9 protein-coding genes and 2 pseudogenes are annotated in these 16,982 nt (G+C 73.0%); 6 read left to right on the top strand and 5 right to left on the bottom strand.

Annotated elements, in window-relative coordinates; translation table 11 throughout:
• Positions 1–116: 116 nt before the first annotated feature.
• Positions 117–3,134: a glycosyl hydrolase gene (locus ACH4ZX_RS03250; protein WP_398266576.1), complete on the bottom strand. Its 3,018-nt coding sequence runs from the start codon at positions 3,132–3,134 to the stop codon at positions 117–119.
• A 181-nt stretch (positions 3,135–3,315) separates the two neighbouring features.
• On the opposite strand from ACH4ZX_RS03250, the gene ACH4ZX_RS03245 reads away from it, so the two are divergent.
• From ACH4ZX_RS03245 to ACH4ZX_RS03230, 4 genes and pseudogenes are all read left to right on the top strand, one after another.
• The gene (locus tag ACH4ZX_RS03245; protein WP_398266573.1) at positions 3,316–4,029 is read left to right on the top strand and encodes a lipoprotein; all 714 of its coding nucleotides are present in this window, start codon (positions 3,316–3,318) and stop codon (positions 4,027–4,029) included.
• Between the two features lie 413 nt (positions 4,030–4,442).
• Positions 4,443–5,102, top strand: a pseudogene (locus tag ACH4ZX_RS03240) (glycoside hydrolase N-terminal domain-containing protein); the annotation flags it as partial.
• 157 nt (positions 5,103–5,259) lie between these two features.
• On the top strand, positions 5,260–5,535 hold the full coding sequence (locus tag ACH4ZX_RS03235; protein ID WP_398266570.1) for a glycoside hydrolase family 95-like protein: 276 nt from the start codon (positions 5,260–5,262) through the stop codon (positions 5,533–5,535).
• A gap of 355 nt (positions 5,536–5,890) precedes the next feature.
• Complete coding sequence (locus ACH4ZX_RS03230; protein ID WP_398266567.1) at positions 5,891–6,700, top strand: RNA polymerase sigma factor; 810 nt, start codon at positions 5,891–5,893, stop codon at positions 6,698–6,700.
• A 116-nt stretch (positions 6,701–6,816) separates the two neighbouring features.
• Here the strand turns inward: ACH4ZX_RS03230 and ACH4ZX_RS03225 are convergent, their stop codons facing one another.
• Positions 6,817–7,830: a polysaccharide lyase family 1 protein gene (locus ACH4ZX_RS03225; protein ID WP_398266564.1), complete on the bottom strand. Its 1,014-nt coding sequence runs from the start codon at positions 7,828–7,830 to the stop codon at positions 6,817–6,819.
• Positions 7,831–7,924: 94 nt separating this feature from the next.
• Positions 7,925–9,364 carry a pectinesterase family protein gene (locus ACH4ZX_RS03220; protein ID WP_398266561.1) on the bottom strand — a complete coding sequence of 480 codons (1,440 nt, stop codon included), beginning with the start codon at positions 9,362–9,364 and terminating at the stop codon, positions 7,925–7,927.
• Positions 9,365–9,650: 286 nt separating this feature from the next.
• Here ACH4ZX_RS03220 and ACH4ZX_RS03215 point away from each other — a divergent pair, with 286 nt between their 5' ends.
• Complete coding sequence (locus tag ACH4ZX_RS03215) at positions 9,651–10,853, top strand: cysteine desulfurase-like protein (RefSeq protein WP_398266558.1); 1,203 nt, start codon at positions 9,651–9,653, stop codon at positions 10,851–10,853.
• A 98-nt stretch (positions 10,854–10,951) separates the two neighbouring features.
• Here the strand turns inward: ACH4ZX_RS03215 and ACH4ZX_RS03210 are convergent.
• Both ACH4ZX_RS03210 and ACH4ZX_RS03205 read right to left on the bottom strand, forming a co-directional pair.
• A pseudogene (locus tag ACH4ZX_RS03210) lies at positions 10,952–12,632 on the bottom strand (IS200/IS605 family accessory protein TnpB-related protein).
• Between the two features lie 181 nt (positions 12,633–12,813).
• The gene (locus tag ACH4ZX_RS03205; RefSeq protein WP_398266556.1) at positions 12,814–13,437 is read right to left on the bottom strand and encodes a GNAT family N-acetyltransferase; all 624 of its coding nucleotides are present in this window, start codon (positions 13,435–13,437) and stop codon (positions 12,814–12,816) included.
• Positions 13,438–14,346: 909 nt separating this feature from the next.
• Between ACH4ZX_RS03205 and ACH4ZX_RS03200 the strand changes: the two genes are divergently transcribed.
• Entirely contained in the window at positions 14,347–16,902 is a 2,556-nt protein-coding gene (locus ACH4ZX_RS03200) for a SpoIIE family protein phosphatase (protein ID WP_398266553.1), read from the top strand.
• Positions 16,903–16,982 lie beyond the last annotated feature (80 nt).

Raw genomic sequence — 16,982 nt, 5'->3', positions numbered from 1 at the left:
CCCTCGCGCCCGCGCCCCCGCGCCCTCGCGCCCCCGCGCCCTCGCGTTCCCGCGTTCCCGCGTTCCCGCGTTCCCGCGGCGGGGCGCACCGGCCGGAGTCGGTGCGCCCCGTGGCGTCAGGACACCACCGCCTGCGCGTACGGAACGAGCCGGACCGGACCGACCAGGCCGTAGTCCTGGCGGGCCGCCGTGCCGAACACGGACGGCTGGGCCACCCGGAGCCGGTTGATGAGCGGGGTCGCCACTTCGATCTCGATGCTGTTGTCGCCGCCGCGCAGGTAGCGGCCGACGTCGACGACGGGGTGCAGGCGGTCGACCGCGGGCACGGAGGCGCCGTTGACGGTGACACGGACGGTGTCGGAGACCTGCCCGAGTTCGAGGACGGCCCCGTGGGACGCGGTCCAGTCGTCCGGCAGGGTGACCTCGGTGCGGTAGTGGCCGACGCCCGCGGAGTCGGCCAGTTCGGGGATCTTGGACCAGGGCACGAGCGTGTCCAGGGTCAGGGTGCGCCGGACGCGCTCGGTACGGGTCGCGTCGGAGCCGGGGTACCAGTCCTCGACCTCCAGTTTCCACGTGGCCAAGGTGATCGGGTCGGGCACGGACGGCAGGGTCGTGGTGACCGTGCTGCCGTCGGACAGGCGGGTGGTGCGGGCGCCCGCCGCGCCGGCCCGCACGGTCAGTCCGCGGCCGGTGAACAGCACGTCGTCGGCGTCCGAGGTGACGGCGTGCGGGCGGTTGCCGTAGCGGTCGCCGAACAGTCCGGGCCGCCCCAGCGCGACGATCACCGTCTCCCCCGGCTGGAGCGTGACGCGCAGGGTGATGTCGTCGCCGTCCTGGGTGTAGCGGGCGAGCCGTACCGCCCGGCCCGTCCAGGCGTCGAGGACGTACGGCACCGTCGCCCCGCGGCCCCGGGTGCTGCGCAGGGTGACGTCGTGGTCGATCGCGGCCACCGCGGGCTTGACGGTCTCGGCGTGCTTGCCGTTGCACAGGTAGTAGAAGTCGGCGTCGTCGGTGGCCCGGTGGGCGTTGAGGAGCGTGGAGGGGGTGGCGTGGCGGACGTCGGGGGTGACGCCGAGCTTGGCGAGCGCGTCGCCGACGGCGGCCTTGTCGGTGACGCGGACGACGCCCGGCAGGGCGAGCAGCCGGGCCAGGATCGCGCGCAGTCGGTCGGTCTCCCCGTCGTCGGGCACGCCGGGGGTGAGTGCCTGGTCGAAGGCGCCGAACAGGACCATGGGCAGGCCCGCCTCGGCCAGCTTCAGCAGCTTGCGCGCGTCGTCGACGGCGAGCGTCGGGGTGGAGCCGTAGAAGAAGTCGCCCTCGACGAACAGCGCCTTGTAGGCGGGCCCGTCGGGGGCCAGCCGGCCGCCGGAGACGGTGGCGCTCGGCAGGTCGAGCAGCGGGCCGCTGAGGAACTGGTGGGTCCAGCCGAGGGGGACGCCGGTGGCGGTGAACCAGGATGCGCCGATGCCGGTGGCCGTGTAGCCGGTCTGCCGGAAGACGGCGACGTCGGCGCGGGCGGTGCCGGCCTGCAGCACCCGGTGCACGCGGCCGAGGTAGCCGGAGATGTCCTCGACGTGGCCCCAGGTGGGCTGCCGGGGTCCCCACGACTCGCCGTAGCCGGGGGCGCCGTTGTACGGGCTGAAGGCGGCGAACCCGGGCCAGCTCACCTGTGGGGCGGTGGCGTAGGAGAAGCCGTGCACGACGGTCTGGTTGACGCCCGCCGCGTACGCGCCGCCCATCGTCCGCAGGAAGCGGTCCCATGTGGTGCTGTACGCCGTGCCGTTGTACGCGCCGGCCTCGCAGGACAGCACGGTGCGCCCGGCCATGTCGCGGCCGCCGGCCAGGCAGCGGTAGTCGTCGAGGTTCTTGAAGCCGAGGGACTCGCCCTCGGGGATGTCCAGGATCGCCACCGAGGCGATGGCGTCGGTCTGCAGTCCGTAGGGCTGCGAGCGCAGGGCCATGTCCAGCGAGTGCGCCCAGGTCCTGAGGGCACGCAGGTGGTGGGTGTTGAACAGGTCGGAGACGGTCGCCCAGAAGTCGTGCCTGATCTGCCGGGTGAGCTGGGCCTCGAAGGCGAAGACCTGGTTGCTCTTGTCGAGGACGACGGCGGGCAGGTACGGCAGCAGGGGGCGTCCCGTGCGCTTCTCGAACGCGTCGGGCAACTGCGCGGTCCAGTTGAGGCCCTGGGTCTCCAGTTCCACGGAGTCCTCGAAGAACGCGCCGCCGGCCGCCTTCAGCAGGATCTTCAGCGACGGCGTCAGCAGAGAGTCCCAGTAGTCGGTGACGGCGGCGGTGCCCGCGGGACTGAAGTGGTCGACGGCGTAGGCGGCGGGCGAGGAGTGCGGGCCTGACTCGGGCTGCTGGCCGGAGCCCCGCTGCCAGTAGGAGATCAGCACCCAGTCGCCGTCCGCGGGCGCGGTCCAGGTGAGGGCGCCGTCGGTGACGGTGGCGGTCAGGTCGCGGACGCTGGCCGGGTCGAGGCCGGTCTCCTTGCGCGTGGAGTTCGCGGTGTTGACGCGGGCGGCCTGGACGGCGAGCAGCTGTCGGCGGGTCACGCCGGAGGCGGCAGCGCGCAGTGGCTCCGGGACCGGACCCTGGTAGGTGGTTCCGCCGGGGACCGAGGCGCGGCCGTAGGCGAGTTCCTGGGCGGCGGCCGCGTCGTCGGGGGTGATGCCGGGTACGGCCACGGGCCAGCTCGGGCCGAGGGTGAGGTCGACGGTGAGGCCGCGTCTCGCGGCGCGGCGCAGGGCGGCCTCGACGCCGTCGAGCCACGGTCTGCTGCCCCAGCCGTGACGGGCGGTGTCCAGCACCGACTTGTCCTTGATGCTGTGATGGACGGCGGCGATCTCGACGCCGCCGAAGCCGGCGTCCGCGATCTGGTCGATCTCGCGGGCGATCTCGTCGGGGTCGACGAGGCCGTCCGGCCACCACCAGCGGAACTTGGGGCGCACCGAGCGCGGGGGGTCGGCGAACCAGTCGGCGGCGGGAGCTGATCCGGCGCCGGCGGGGAGTGCGGTGACGGCGGCTGCGGCGGGCGCCGCGGCGCCGAGGGCGGCCACGGCGCCCGCGGCCAGCGAGGCGGCCAGGACCGCGCGCCGCGACATCCCGCCGCGCTGCGAGACGAGTTCATGCATGTGCGCCCCAAGGGGTGAGTCGAGCAAGGGATTGAATCGTTTCAATCCTTCGTAAACGCCGGAACGCTAAGCCCCGCGCCGAGGCAGGGTCAAGAGGTCGGCACCGGTCGATCCGACGGGCCCACGAGCGGCGCCCGGCTCTCGGATAGGGTGTCCTCCTCGACGAGGGGAGTGCGGACACATGCCGGCCAGGACGGGGAGCACACGGCGCGGGTTGGTCAACGCGGCATTGCTGGCAGGGGTGTTGACCGGCTGCTCGGAGGCGCCGTCGGACGACGCGAAGGCCTCGGCGAGCGCGTCCGCGAGCGCGTCCGCGAGCGCGTCCGCGGCCGCGTCGGCGGACGCGAAGCCGGCGGTCGCCGTGAGCGGCGGCAGCATCGGCGCCGTCGGCTCGGCGTGCGAGCTCCCGGTCACCTTCGACATCGCCGAGGGCTGGAAAGCCGAGGCCGTCGACGCGGAAGCCGCCATGGAGAAGGCCGGCGACTCCGGCTCCGGCATCGGCGGCGAACTCGCCGACGCCCTGCTGCACCAGGGCCCGGTCACCGCCGCGTGCGAGGTGGACGCCAAGCCCGCCGGGCACATCGGCTACCTGCGGGTGTGGACCGGCGATCCGGGCGAGGACGACGCGCGCGCCGTGCTCGAGGCGTTCGTGGCGGCCGAGGACGGTGCGAGCCGGGCGAGGTACCACACCTTCCGCACGGGCGGTCTCGCCGGCGCCGAGGTGGAGTACCTGCACACGAGCGAGCTCCTGGACGAGACGAAGAGGGAACGCGCCCTCGCCGTCACGACCTCCGGCGGGCCGGTCGTCCTGCACCTCGGAGGAATGGACACCGAGGAGCACGAGGCGATGCTCCCGGCGTACGAACTCGCCAAGCGGACCCTGCGGGCGGGCTGAACGGGCCGCCCTCGCGGGTCCCGCCCCTGACGACATCGCACCAGCGAGCTGCGGGGGGCACGCCCACCGCATGCACCGCTCCGGGCGCGAACTCACGCATGCCTGGGCGCGAAATCATGCGGAGGCGAGTCATCCTGCCTTTTCGGCGACCATAGCGAAACACATGGACATCGCATCAGGCCCGGACCGGCCGGAACCGCCCCACCCGGACAGACGCGGCGGACTCTTCCCATCAGCCGCCTCAGCCTGCGCTTTTCGCGATATAGCACCACTCGACGCACCACTCGACGCAATCCTTCGGACCCTTGAGGGGCCGCAACGGAATGAGCCCGCCCGGTTGATCCATCAAGGAAAGTTTCGAATTTTGACGCGGCTATCGACAACAGACATCCGATGAGTCGACGCTGTGCCCCATGGATCGCAGACATTTCCTCGCAGTGTCGACCGCCACCGGAGCCGGCATGGCAGGCCTCATGGCAGCCTGGGTCGCTCGTGCCGCCGACGCAGCCGACACCGACCGGCCGTTACCGGAGGGCGTAGCGGAAGCCGCGGCCGCGGCCGGCGAGTTCGCGCTCTGGTACCCCCGGCCGGCCTCCACGTGGCTGGAGGCGCTGCCCATCGGCAACGGACGGCTGGGCGCCATGGTCTTCGGCGGCACCGACGGCGAACGACTCCAGCTGAACGAGGACACGGTGTGGGCGGGCGGACCGTACGAGCCCGCCAACCCCGAGGCACCGGCCGCTCTCCCCGAGATCCGCAGACGGGTGTTCGCCGGCGAGTGGGAGGCGGCGCAGTCCCTGGTCGACTCGGACTTCCTGGGCATCCCCAGGGGCGAGTTGACGTACCAGACGGTCGGCAACCTGCGTCTGGCCTTCGCGGCCGACGGCGAGGTCGGCGACTACCGGCGCACGCTGGATCTGCAGTCCGCCGTCACCTCCGTGCGGTACACCCGGAACGGGGTGACACATCACCGCGAGGTCTTCGCCGGCCACCCGGACCAGGTCATTGTCATGCGCCTGACCGCATCGGCCCCGGGGTCCGTCTCCTTCTCCGCGTCCTTCGACAGCCGCCAGGCGGTGACGGCATCGTCGCCCGACCGGATCACCGTCGCGATCGACGGCACCTCCCAGACCCGGGAGGGTCCAGATCGACGGCAACTTCGGGGCGACGGCAGGCGTCGCCGAGTGGCTGCTCCAGTCCCACGCGGGATAACTGCATCCGCTGCCCGCGTTGCCTCCGGCACTGCCGGACGGCCGGGTACGCGGTCTGCTGGCGCGCGGCGGCTTCGCGGTGAACCTCGAGTGGGCCGAGGGCGCCCTGCTGACCGGCAGCCTGCGCTCGCGCTGCGGCAACCGGGCGGTCGTACGGTCCGCGACGGATCTGAAGGTGACCGTCCAGGGCCGCCCGGTCCGGGGACGGCGTCCGGAACAGGGGCTGATCGTGTTCGAGACGGAGGCCGGGAAGACGTACCGCCTGAGCGCCGCAGGCTCAGCGCGTCAGGAGTGAACCCGGTGTGAGACGGCTGCCCGCGGCCCGGCACGCGCTCCCGTCCGGGCGGGCAGCACCGCGCCCGCATACCGGCGCCGGCCGCATGTCCGCGCCGGCCGCCCACCGCGACACCGCGGCACCGCGGCACCGCGACACCGCACGGGATACCGGTGCGGCGTCTCCGCCGCGGCACGCTCGCCGGTCCACCGGCGGATCCGCGGCCCACTCGGCCGGGGCAGCCCATCCGGCCGGGGCCGGCGGCTCCGGGGCCGTCGGCCGACCCGTGCCGGGTCGCACTTCGGTCACCACCACGGGCCACAGGGATCGACCATCCAGGTGCCCGCCGCGCACCGGTAGGGGGGAGGCGGACGTGATGCTGACGAGGACGCAGCGGGATCCCGTCGCCGGGGATGTCGTCGCCCTCGTGAGGGCGGCGCAAGCCGGCGACCGGGCGGCGTTCGCCGATCTGGTCGCCGCGCACCTGCCCGTGCTCTACGGTTTCGTCGGTCGCGCGCTGAACGGGCACGCCGACGTCGACGACATCGTCCAGGAGACCGTCATCCACGTCATGCGCGGCCTCGGCGGTCTGCGGAAGCCGGACCGGTTCCGGTCCTGGACGATCGCCATCGCGTACCGAGAGGTGCAGGCATACCTGCGCCGACGTGCACCGGACCTGGCGCACTGCCGGGAACCGGTTCCCGAGCCGGCCGACCCGGGCGCCGATCTCGCCGAGCGAACGGTGACCGCGCTCATGCTCACCGATCAGCGGCGCGAACTGGCGGAAGCGGCCCGCTGGCTGGACGAGGGCGACCAGCGGCTGCTGTCGCTGTGGTGGCAGGAGGTCACCGGCCAGATCACCCGTGCCGAGCTGGCGGCGGCGATGTCCGTCACCGCGAAACACGTCTCGGTGCGCGTAGGGCGGATGAAGGCCCGGCTCGACGCCGTGCGAGCCGTCGTCCGCGCCCTGCGCACGCGCCCGCGCTGCCCCGCGCTCGACGGCCTCGTGCGCGGCTGGAACCACGTCCCCGACCCACGGTGGCGCAAGAGGCTGGTCCGGCACGTACGCGACTGCCGGTGCTGCGGACAGCACCGGCGGGGACTGCCGGCCCCGGAGGCACTGCTGCCCGGTGCCCCGGCGGAACGGGGGAAGTCCCGCGGGAGCACCGGACACACGGACCGGTGACGCACGGCCCGCCCACCGGCCGGCGAGCCGTGCGTCTCCTGGCGCGACCCGTCACCCCGGAAGGACCGCCGACCTGAGAATCGGCCTCCTCCGCGCGACCGGTGCCGCCCGCCGGGTCAGAGGCCGATGTCGGCCTGCGGCCCGGAGTGCGTCTTGACCAGGTTGGGCACGTCGGCCGCCGCGTCAAGGGTGTACGAGTAGAAGTCGTGCGGGTTGAACGCCGAGCCGCTCGTCTGCTTCTTGCCCGAGCTGTTCACCACGATGCTGCCGCTCTCCTTCAGCTGGGCGTTGGTGTCCGGGTAGTACGGGTTGTTCACGTGGTCGAAGTAGCTGTTCTCCAGCACCATCTTGGTCGCACCACGTGAGTAGTTGCCGTAACTGCTGATGTTCTGCAGGTAGTTGTTGTACAGGTGGGCGTAGGCGAGGTTGTCCGCGCTGGGGTTGCGCTGGGTGTTGTCGTGGAGCCAGTTGTGGTGGATCGTCATCCGCGCGGTGACGTTGCTGGTCCAGCCGATGCCGAACGTCTTGTTGTGGTTGCCCAGTTGGTTCCAGGACACCGTCACGTAGCTGGTGTCCTTGCGCGAGTCGATGTAGCCGTCGTTGATGTTGGTGAACTTGTTGTGGTCGATCCACACGTGGTCGGCGGTGTCCATCTGGATACCGTCGTAGTCGAACTGCTTGTCGTCCGGGTCGTCGGAGGCCACGGCGGTGTCCCCGATGGTGAGGTTCCGGATGATCACGTTGTGGACGCCCGAGCCGAGGAAGAAGCCGCCGTTCTTGATCCGGCCGTTGGTCCCGACCCCCACCAGGGTCTTGTTCGAGGTGACCGGGATCTCGTAGCCGTAGTTCGGCACGGTGATCGTGCCGTTGACCTTGATCACATAGGCGGCACTGGCGGTGGCGTACTTGATCAGGTCGGAGTAGGTGGTGACGGTGACCGTGGCGCCCGCGGCACCGCCGGTGGTGCCGCCGCCGGTGGAGGCGAACCCGTCGGGGGTGTTGGACCAGCTCCGGGCAACGGCCGACGTGGCGGCCTGCGACGACTGCGTGGTGAGGCCGACGAGCAGGCCGGGTACAGCGAGGGCGAGCGCCGCGAGTGCGTAGCGCCGGTTTGCCTTGATTCCGGTCATGGTGGTGTCCCTTGTCCTTTCGGTGGGTGTGATGTCAGCCGGGTGGGTGGGATGTCAGCCGGGTGGGTGTGATGTCAGCCGGGTGGGTGGGATGTCAGCCGACGGGGTTCCAGCCGTCGGAGCCCGCGAGGTACTTCTGCGGGGTGTAGTCGGCCGCGGTCGAGTCGCTCATCTGCGGACGGTTCGCGTTGACCGTCGCGCCGGAGCCGGTGTTCCTGTATTCGAAGAACCGGGCGTTCTTCCAGCTGTTGCTGGACATGTCGGTCCACGGCTGGGAGGTCTTGACCGTGGCGCTCAGGTTCGACTCGCGGTACAGCACCTGCGCGTCGGGACGCCACGGCCGGCCCAGGTTGGTGTTGTTGTTCGCCGCGCCGGTGATCGTCGACTTGTAGAACAGGAAGCCGTAGGTCTTGCCGGCCGCGGTGCTCGCGGCGGTGAGCGTGCCGCCCGTCGAGCGCTTCTCGTGGATCGAGCAGTTGTCGAACACGATGGTGCCGCCGCCGAAGACGAAGTCGACGGTGCCCTCCACGTAGGAGTTGACCATGTAGGCGCGGGTGGCGTCGTTGACCAGGAAGGTGTCCTGGTCGCCCAGCAACCGTACATTGCTGAACACCGCGCGGTCGGCGTTGAGATGGAGCGCCACCGCCTGCTGGCCGCTGGTCACCGAGCTCTCGTCGAAGTCGTTGGAGACGGTCAGGTCGGTGGCCACGAAGTCGTGTCCGTAGGCGAACACGGTCGCGCTGCCCGAGGTGCCGTACGCGCCCGCGTAATGGTTGTTCACGATGACGGTCGAACTGGCCGAACTGCCCAGCCCCTGCAGGGTGATGTAGGGCTTGTTCGACGGGATCGTGACGATCTCCCGGTAGGTGCCCGGTTTGATCGTGATGACCCGGCGGGTCGTGTTGTCGGCCGGCACGGCGTCGACGGCCGCCTGCACGGTCCGGTAGGTGCCGGTGCCGTCGGAGGCCACCGTCGGCGTGTCCGTGGACCCGGCGACCAGGTTGAAGGCCCACTGCTTGTTGCTGTTGGCGGTGCAGGTCTCCTGGATGACCGCCGCGCCGTCGCCGGTCGAGGCGCCCTTGTCACTCAGGCACAGACCGCTGGAGACGCTGACGACCTGGTAGGTCCCGCTGCCGGAGGCCACGAACCGCCACTGCTGGTTCGTGCTCGATCCGCACGTCCACTGCCACAACTGCTCCCCGGACGTGGTGGAGGCGTACGGCACGTCGAGGCACTTGCCGCTGTTGGCGTTCACCAGCTGGAAGTAGGAACCCGACGACACCACCCGGAAGTTCTGCCACTGCGCCGTGGTGCACGACCACTGCTGCATCATGGCGCCGTTGGCCGTCGAGCCCGACGGGACCTCGAGGCACTTGCCGCTCTTGGTGACCGCGAGCTGATACGTACTGCCGGCGACCGGGGCGGTCGCCGCCTGCGACGGCTGCGCGGCGACTCCGACGGCACCTGCCGTCGCGGCGACCATGAAGGCCGCCACGAGCGCGTGCCGCAGTCTTCTCAGTAGTCCTTCTGACACCTTGGCCTCCTGACCGAGGGCGGGGCGGGGGACGAGCGCGCCGTGGTGACCGGCACGACGGGAGCGCACGACGGGAACGCACGATGGGAGCGCTCCCACCCCTGTAGATGCTTCGACCGCCGGGCCGACAACAGAAACTTCCGAGAAATTCGCCGTTCATCTCACGGCGGCCGGGACGACCACGGCCGGCCGGGCGCCGCCGCGACGGCCCCGGCCGGCGTTCCGGCAGGCCACGCGGCATGCGAGGCTGTCACCGGGCAGACACCCGACACCTCCAGGAGCACCCATGGCCCTCGACGTCGCCGCCATCCGCGCACAGGTACCCGCGCTGAAATCCGGTACGGCCCGCTTCGACGCGCCCGGCGGTACGCAGACACCGCAGCCGGTCATCGACGCGATCGTGGACGCGCTGTCCCGTCCGCTGGCCAACCGGGGGCACGTCACGGAGGGCGAGCGCAACGCGGAGGCCGTCGTCGCCGCCTCCCGCGCCGCCCTCGCCGACCTGCTCGGCGCACAGCCGCACGGCATCGTCTTCGGCCGCAGCTCCACGCAGCTCGCCTACGACGTCTCCCGCACGCTCGCCAAGGACTGGGGACCCGGCGACGAGGTGGTCGTCACCCGCCTCGACCACGACTCCAACATCCGGCCGTGGGTCCAGGCGGCCCAGGCGGTCGGCGCCACCGTCCGCTGGGCGGACTTCGACCCGGCCACCGGCGAACTCCACCCCGAGCACATAGAGACCGTGCTGTCGCCGCGCACCCGGCTGGTCGCCGTGACCGCGGCCTCCAACCTCATCGGCACCCGCCCCGACGTCCCCGCCCTCGCCGCCCTCGCGCACGGCGTCGGCGCGCTGCTGCACGTGGACGCCGTGCACTACGCCGCCCACGCGCCGGTCGACCTCACCGCGCTCGGCGCGGACACCCTGGTCTGCTCGCCGTACAAGTTCCTCGGCCCGCACCTCGGTGTCCTGGCGGCCCGGCCGGAACTGCTCGAGACGCTGCACCCGGACAAGCTGCTGCCGTCCTCCGACGCCGTGCCCGAGCGTTTCGAACTGGGCACGCTGCCCTACGAGTTGCTGGCCGGGGCCCGCGCGGCGGTGGACTTCCTCGCCGGTCTGGCGCCGCAGCCGTCCGGCACCCGCCGCGAACGGCTGCTCGCCGCGTTCGCGGCACTGGAGCCGCACGAGGACGCGCTGCGCGAGCGGATCGAGCGGGGACTGGCGGGCCTCCCCGGCGTCACCGTGTACTCGCGCGCGGCACGGCGCACCCCGACGCTGCTGTTCTCCCTGGACGGCCACGACTCCGCGCAGGTCGCGGCACACCTCGCGGCGCACGGCGTCGACGCCCCGGCCGGCTCGTTCTACGCCCTGGAGGCCTCCCGCCGACTCGGCCTGGGCGACACGGGCGCCGTACGGGTCGGGCTCGCCCCCTACACCGACGAGGAGGACGTCGACCGGCTGCTGGCGGCGCTGGCGAGCCTCGGGGCGTGACGGCGTCCAGGGTGCCGAGACGATCCCCTAAGCCGACTGGCACGCCCCGGTGTAGCTGGACGCCTGGGTGTGAGGCCGGGTGGGTCCGGGCCCCGCGGTCACAGGTGGTCCCACCGTTCCTGAAAACTGAGCGGGAGTGAGTCCTGTCGCCAGAACTCAAGCTCAGCCGGACGCCCCGAGCGGTGCTGGGTGTCCTGGTCGCCCGCGTTCGCTCCGCGTCCGGCGCGCACGGATCGTGTCCGTGGTCCGGGGACGCGGGGGCGGGGTCCCTCACGCGCCGGGGTGCCCGGTCGGGCCTGGACGGTCCGATGCCCCTGCTCATCACTCCGGTGAGCAGGGGGCGGTGCCGTCCGTCGCCGGATCGGGTGCCCCAGGGCGCGCCGTCCGATCGCCACGGCGGCTGCGTCGTGGCGGGTGGTCTTCCCGTTCGTGCCGGTGAGGGGTTTGTGCCAGTGCTGGGCGCCCCAGCGGCTGGTGCAGGCGGGGTCGACGGCGACGATGGTGATGCCGAGTTCGGCGGCCATCGACACCAGGCGGGCCCGCAGCCTGCTGACGGGCATGCCGGGGATGAGGTTGCGGAATCTCCTGCGGCGGCCGTGCTTCTCCCGGGTCTTCTCCGTAGTGAAGTCGAGGTCTTCGACCGCGATCGCGAGGTTGTGCCGTGCGGCCCGGTGCAGGAGCCGGGTGAGGGCGTGGCGCACCTGGGCGTCACGGCGGCCGCTGGTGCCGGTCAGGTCGTAGAAGAAGCGGAGGGGTTCGCCGACGGGGTTGCCGTGCTGGTCCAGGCGCCAGGCGGCCAGGTGATCGGCGTTGGTGTCCACACCGATCAGCCCGTTCGTGCGGGCCGCGGCCAGGGGCACGGTCAGAGCCGGGGGGATCGTCCACGATGCGGTCAGGTACCAGCGCCCGCGGGCGGTGTCTTCGTGGATGCGGTAGGCGACGGCCCGGTTCGCCTGGATACGGTCGGCCCACTGCTCGCCCGGTGCGCGAACGCCACCTTCGCGGCGAGCACGTACCGGCCGTGCGGCGCGTTGGCCAGATGTGCCGAAGGGGCGGGAAGCTTGAGGGAGACCTCGCCGCCGGGAGTGACGCGAATGGTCTCGTTGCCGAAGCGCTTGCCGGACTCGCCGTCGGCCTGAAGGAACCGGCGCCCTGCCACCGGATGCGCCACTGCTCCTCGGTGAGCTGCGCGGCGTCCAGGTGGTGGCGGGTGTTCAGCAGCCGCTTCCCGCCCCGCACCACGTGCACGACGCCGGCCTCCCAGTCCGCCCGGACCGCCTTCAGCCGGCCGGCGAGCACGTGCGGACGGCGCGACGTGGCATGCCACTCCCGCCTGCTGCGGTAGCCGCCCGGAACCCGCCCGGCGCCCTTCTCCCCCACCGGCAGCGACAGCCAGTACGCGATCATGGCCACACCCGCCTGAAGGCTCTGCAGGTGCGCGAGCTGCCCGCGCCGGGCCAGTGCCCACTGATCATGCGTGGCCTTGGTGACCGACCCGGCCCAGCGGGAGGAAGACGCCTCCGTAAGGGCACGCTTGCGCACGGCCCACTGCTCACTGCTCACTGCTCACTGCTCACTGCTCACTGCTCACTGCTCATGGTCCAGCCCTGCCGCGCACCGCGCCTTCAGGTCCCTCGAGGCGAGCGTGCCCAGATGATCGCCGACCAGACGAAGAACCCGCTCGTCCTCGGCACTCAGGCGCTTGAGCCGGTTCCGGACCGCCACACCCGACGGACCGGGGACGACGAACGGCGCCGCCAACTCCCGCAACCCACCCACCCCCGATCACCCCCACCACGCACGCCGGCCGAACCCTCACCACGCTCAACGACCACCACCGGCAAAGGTCACACATTCGACCGAGGAACCCTCGTTCCCCCCAAGGGGATGCACGTGCCACAGCCCGGACACTCACTCATGCACGCCAGAACACACCTGTGCGCAGTCAGCCACCGGCAGTTCACAACCCCTCGGTCGGGCGTCCCAGCCAGGTGACCGGGCCGGCGTCCGGGACCGGGATCTCCTGGAAGCCCAGGCGGTCGTAGAAGGCGCGGGCGGGGGTGTTGGCCGTGCTCATGCAGAGGTGGACGGCCGGGATCCGCCGGTCGTGCAGGGCCCGCAGGAACGTCCGCATCAGGCCGCGGCCGTGGCCGCGGCCCTGCCATTCGGGGAGCAGGTCGATGTGCAGGTGGGCCGGGTAGGCGGCGACCTGCGGGACGACCATCCGCTCGGGGCGGTGCAGCAGGCGGACGATCGCCTCGTCCGGGGTGCCGGGCTCGCCGACCGGGTCGGGGTAGCGGTCCGCGACCAGCGGCAGCCACTTGGCGCGGAAGTCCTCGGCGAAGCGCGGCGTGTCGGCGGTGCCGAGGATGTAGCCGACCGCCCGCCCCTCGCCGTCGTCCAGGACGAACGCCAGCTCCGGCTCCAGATGGACGTACGGGTCGGCGAAGGTCGCCGGGAAGATCGAGGGGTCGGCGTAGAACGGCCGGCTGTCCTGGCCGGCGTGCGCGGTGCGGACGCAGATGTCGTCGAGGGCCTCGCGGTCCTCGGGGCGATAGGGACGTACGGCGGCAGACTGGGTCACCGCAGCATCCTGCCCGGCTGAGAGCGCTCCCACAAGGGTACGGGTGCGATGGGACGGGCCGGCATTGGCGCTCCCGAGCGTCGTGGGCACACCGGGACGGGGCACGGCACCGGCGCGGCTGACCGGTCGCGTCTGGCGGCAGGAGGCCGGGGGCCTCACCCGCGGCAAGAGGCCGGGGGCTTCGCCGCCCGCCGGGGCGGGGCGAGCGTACTGGCGTACGTACTGCCGGCGCGCGCTGCACCTCGACCCGCGGCTCTACCCCGACCGCCGGGGTTCGGCCCCGGCCGGTGGCTCGACGGCAGCCGGCCGCCGCTGCCCGAGGGGGCGTTCCTGCCGTTGGCGGCCGGCAAGCACCGGTGCTTCGGCGGCCGCTTCGCGCCGGTGGGGCTCGCCACCGTGAGCACCGCTGTGAGCACCACCGCGATCGCCGCCGTGAGCACCACTGTGATCGCCGCCGCGAGCACCGCCCTGGCCCGGCCCTGGCCCGGCGGCCGGAGCCAGGGCCCAGGCACTGCGTCCGCCCGTGGCGCGGGCGACCGTACGGCCCGCCACCCTGCGGATGACCGTCCGGCCCCGTCAGCGCTCACCGACGCGGCCTGACCTGCGGACGACACCCCGCTCCTGTCGTCACCCGCCCAGGTGACGCGCATCCGTCCGCGGCGCGGCGCGGCCCGGCCCGGAGCGCCCGGGCCGCGGCGTAGGGCGCCCTGGACCGGGACGGCGCGCCCGCCTGCGGCTCCGCGTCCGGACTCCGCGTCCGGGCGGGACCGCGCGCCGGGCCACGGCCGCAGACCCGGGCGCCTCTTTGCGCCTCAGGAATCACTCTGTCCGCCCGGGTGCGCCCCGCGCCCGTCGTGGCGCATTCTTGCTGTGTCGCCCGCTCGGCGGCGCGCGGACGAGGTAGGGGCGATGACTGGGAGCGCCAGGGACACGGAGCGGATACCCGAGGAACTGGCCGCGCTGCTGGTGGACGCCACGACGGATGCGATCAGCGCGGCCGGCGGCCACTCGGGAGGGATCTACCTGCGCTCCGGCGTGCCCGGACTGCTGCGGCTGGCGGTGCTCGCCGGGCTGCCCGGCCCCCTGTTCCGGCCCTGGTGGCGGCTGCACACGGACAGCCCGTTCCCGGTGGCCGACGCCTACCGGCTCGGCGTCCAGGTGGTCCTGCCGAACGCCGCGGAGTCGATGCGCCGCTATCCCCAGTTCGCGGCGGGGCTGCCGTTCCCGTTCGGGTCGCTGTACGTGCCGGTCGTCGGCGGGTCGACGGCCTTCGGCGTCCTGACCGTGCTGCGCCCGCCCGCCGCGGACGCCGCCGAACTGCTCGCGCAGCGCGACCGCATGGCGCAGCTCGCCGCGGACCTGGGCACGGCGCTGCTGCGCCTGGAGGCCGGCCGGCGGACGGTCGCCTGGGACGACGACCCGGTGTGCGTCCGGCCGCCCGGCACGCGTCCGTCCGCGGGGCGGGCCGGAGGTTTCGCCTGGGACCCGGTGACGAACGTGGTGACCGTGGACGAGCGCCTGCCCGACCTGCTGGGCGTGCCCGCCGGGGACATCGCGGGGGTGGACGCGCTCGCTGACGCCGTCTGCCCGGAGAGCCCGGAGCAGGTCCTGGCCGCGCTCCGCCGGACGGCCGGGGGGCGGCCACCGACGCTGCCGCTGTACGTGCGGACCGCCGACGACCGGCTGCGGGTGGTGGAGCTGTGGAGCCCGTACGCCGCACCCGCCCCGCACGGCTTCCCGTCCGCCGCGCACCCGGTCCGGGGCGTCGTCGTCGACCCCGGGCCGGGCGCGGCGGCCGACGCCGCGGCGGACCTGCTGCCCGACGGCGTGCTCTGCACGGACCGGCTGGGCCTGATCCTCTACGCCAACCCGCGGGCCGCCCAGCTGCTGGGCCGGCCGCGGTCGGAGCTGCTCGGCCGTCAGCTGTGCGAGGGCGTGCCGTGGCTGGGCCGGCCGCAGTGCGAGGACCATCTGCGCAGCGCCCTGCTGTCCCCCGACCCCGTGCACTTCCACCTGGGGCGAGCCGCGTCGGACGGCGCCGGGACGGCGGACGAGGGCACCTGGCTCGACGTGTCCGTCCATCCGGGAGACACCATCCTGACGTACACGCTGCGGCCTTCGGGCCGGGTGGCGGACACCGCCTCCGGTCTGGCGCCCGTACCCGAGCAGGACGGGAGCGGCGTCGCGGCGGCCTCCGGGGACACGTCCATGGCGCCGGTGTACCGGCCCATCGTCCTGGCCATCGCGCTGACCGAGGCGGTCACCGCCCGCCAGGTGTCGGCCGTGGTGGTACGGGAGCTGCTGCCCGCGTTCGGGGGCGGCCGGCTCGCCATCTACCTGTTGCAGGACCGGCACCTGTACCTGGCCTGGGAGACCGGCTTCCCGCCCGGGTTCCTGACGCCCTTCGAGGGCGTGGGGCTGGACGCCCGGCTGCCCGGTGTGGAGACGCTGACCAGCGGCCGGCCGCTGTTCTTCGACTCCATGCAGCAGCTGAGCGCCGCCTACCCCGGCCTGCCGCTGGACGCTCCGGAGGGCTCCCGCGCCTTCCTCCCCCTGATCGCCTCCGGGCGGCCGGTCGGCTCCTGCATCCTCGGCTTCGACCGTCCGCGCAGCTTCAGCACCGAGGAGCGCACGGTGCTCACCGCGCTCGCCGGGCTGATCGCCCACGCCATGGAGAAAGCGCAGCGCTACGAGAACGAGGCCGCGCTCGCGCGGGGCCTGCAGCAAGCCCTGCTGCCCCGCCGGCTGTCGCTGCATCCGCAGGTGGAGACCACCGGCCGCTACCTGCCGGGCACCCAGGGCATGGAGGTGGGCGGCGACTGGTACGACGTCGTGGAGGCCGGGGACGGGCTGGCCCTGGTCATCGGCGACGTGCAGGGGCACGGTGTGCAGGCGGCGGCCACCATGGGGCAGCTGCGCAGCGCGGTGCGGGCGTTCGCGCTCGGGGACCACCCGCCCGACGAGGTCATGAGCGGCACCAACCACCTGCTCATCGACCTCGACCCCGGCCAGTTCGCGAGCTGCTGCTACATCCGTCTCGACCCGGCCACGGGGCTGGCGCGGGTGGCGCGGGCCGGGCACCCGCCGCCGATCCTGCGCCGCGTGGACGGCCGTACCGAAGTGCTCGACCTGCCCGGCGGTGTGGTGCTCGGGGTGGACCCGCACGCCCGGTACCCGGTCGCCGAACTGCACGTCGAGCCGGGGGCCATCCTCGCGCTGTACACGGACGGGCTGGTCGAGCGGCCCGGCATGGACATCGACGACGGCATCACGGCCCTCCGGGTGGCCCTGGCGCGGGCCGGCGCCCCGGCCGCCCGCGCGGGCGGCCGGGGCCGTGCGCTGGCCGGTGTCGCCGAGCGGCTGACCGCGACGGCCCGGCACATGACCGACCGGCCCGACGACATCGCCCTGCTGCTCGCCACCCGCCGTGCCCCGCAGGCCGGCCGGGCCGGCGGACGGCACTGAACCGGCCCCGCGCGGGACGTACGGTCTGTCACCTTCTGTGATGTCTCTCGCCTCTTGGGGCGCAACGGTGTAGACATAGG

Origin of the sequence: Streptomyces sp. NPDC020490 (genome assembly GCF_044335305.1) — a bacterium.
GTDB lineage: Bacteria > Actinomycetota > Actinomycetes > Streptomycetales > Streptomycetaceae > Streptomyces.
The sequence above is the reverse complement of the archived record's forward strand: the minus strand, read 5'-3'. Positions and strand labels throughout refer to the sequence as shown.

Bases quoted from the DNA above. Each gene is read 5' to 3' on its own strand.
- ACH4ZX_RS03250 (WP_398266576.1), bottom strand. From the start codon at position 3,134: ATGCATGAACTCGTCTCGCAGCGCGGCGGGATGTCGCGGCGCGCGGTC.
- ACH4ZX_RS03245 (WP_398266573.1), top strand. From the start codon at position 3,316: ATGCCGGCCAGGACGGGGAGCACACGGCGCGGGTTGGTCAACGCGGCA.
- ACH4ZX_RS03230 (WP_398266567.1), top strand. From the start codon at position 5,891: ATGCTGACGAGGACGCAGCGGGATCCCGTCGCCGGGGATGTCGTCGCC.
- ACH4ZX_RS03225 (WP_398266564.1), bottom strand. From the start codon at position 7,830: ATGACCGGAATCAAGGCAAACCGGCGCTACGCACTCGCGGCGCTCGCC.
- ACH4ZX_RS03215 (WP_398266558.1), top strand. From the start codon at position 9,651: ATGGCCCTCGACGTCGCCGCCATCCGCGCACAGGTACCCGCGCTGAAA.
- ACH4ZX_RS03200 (WP_398266553.1), top strand. From the start codon at position 14,347: ATGACTGGGAGCGCCAGGGACACGGAGCGGATACCCGAGGAACTGGCC.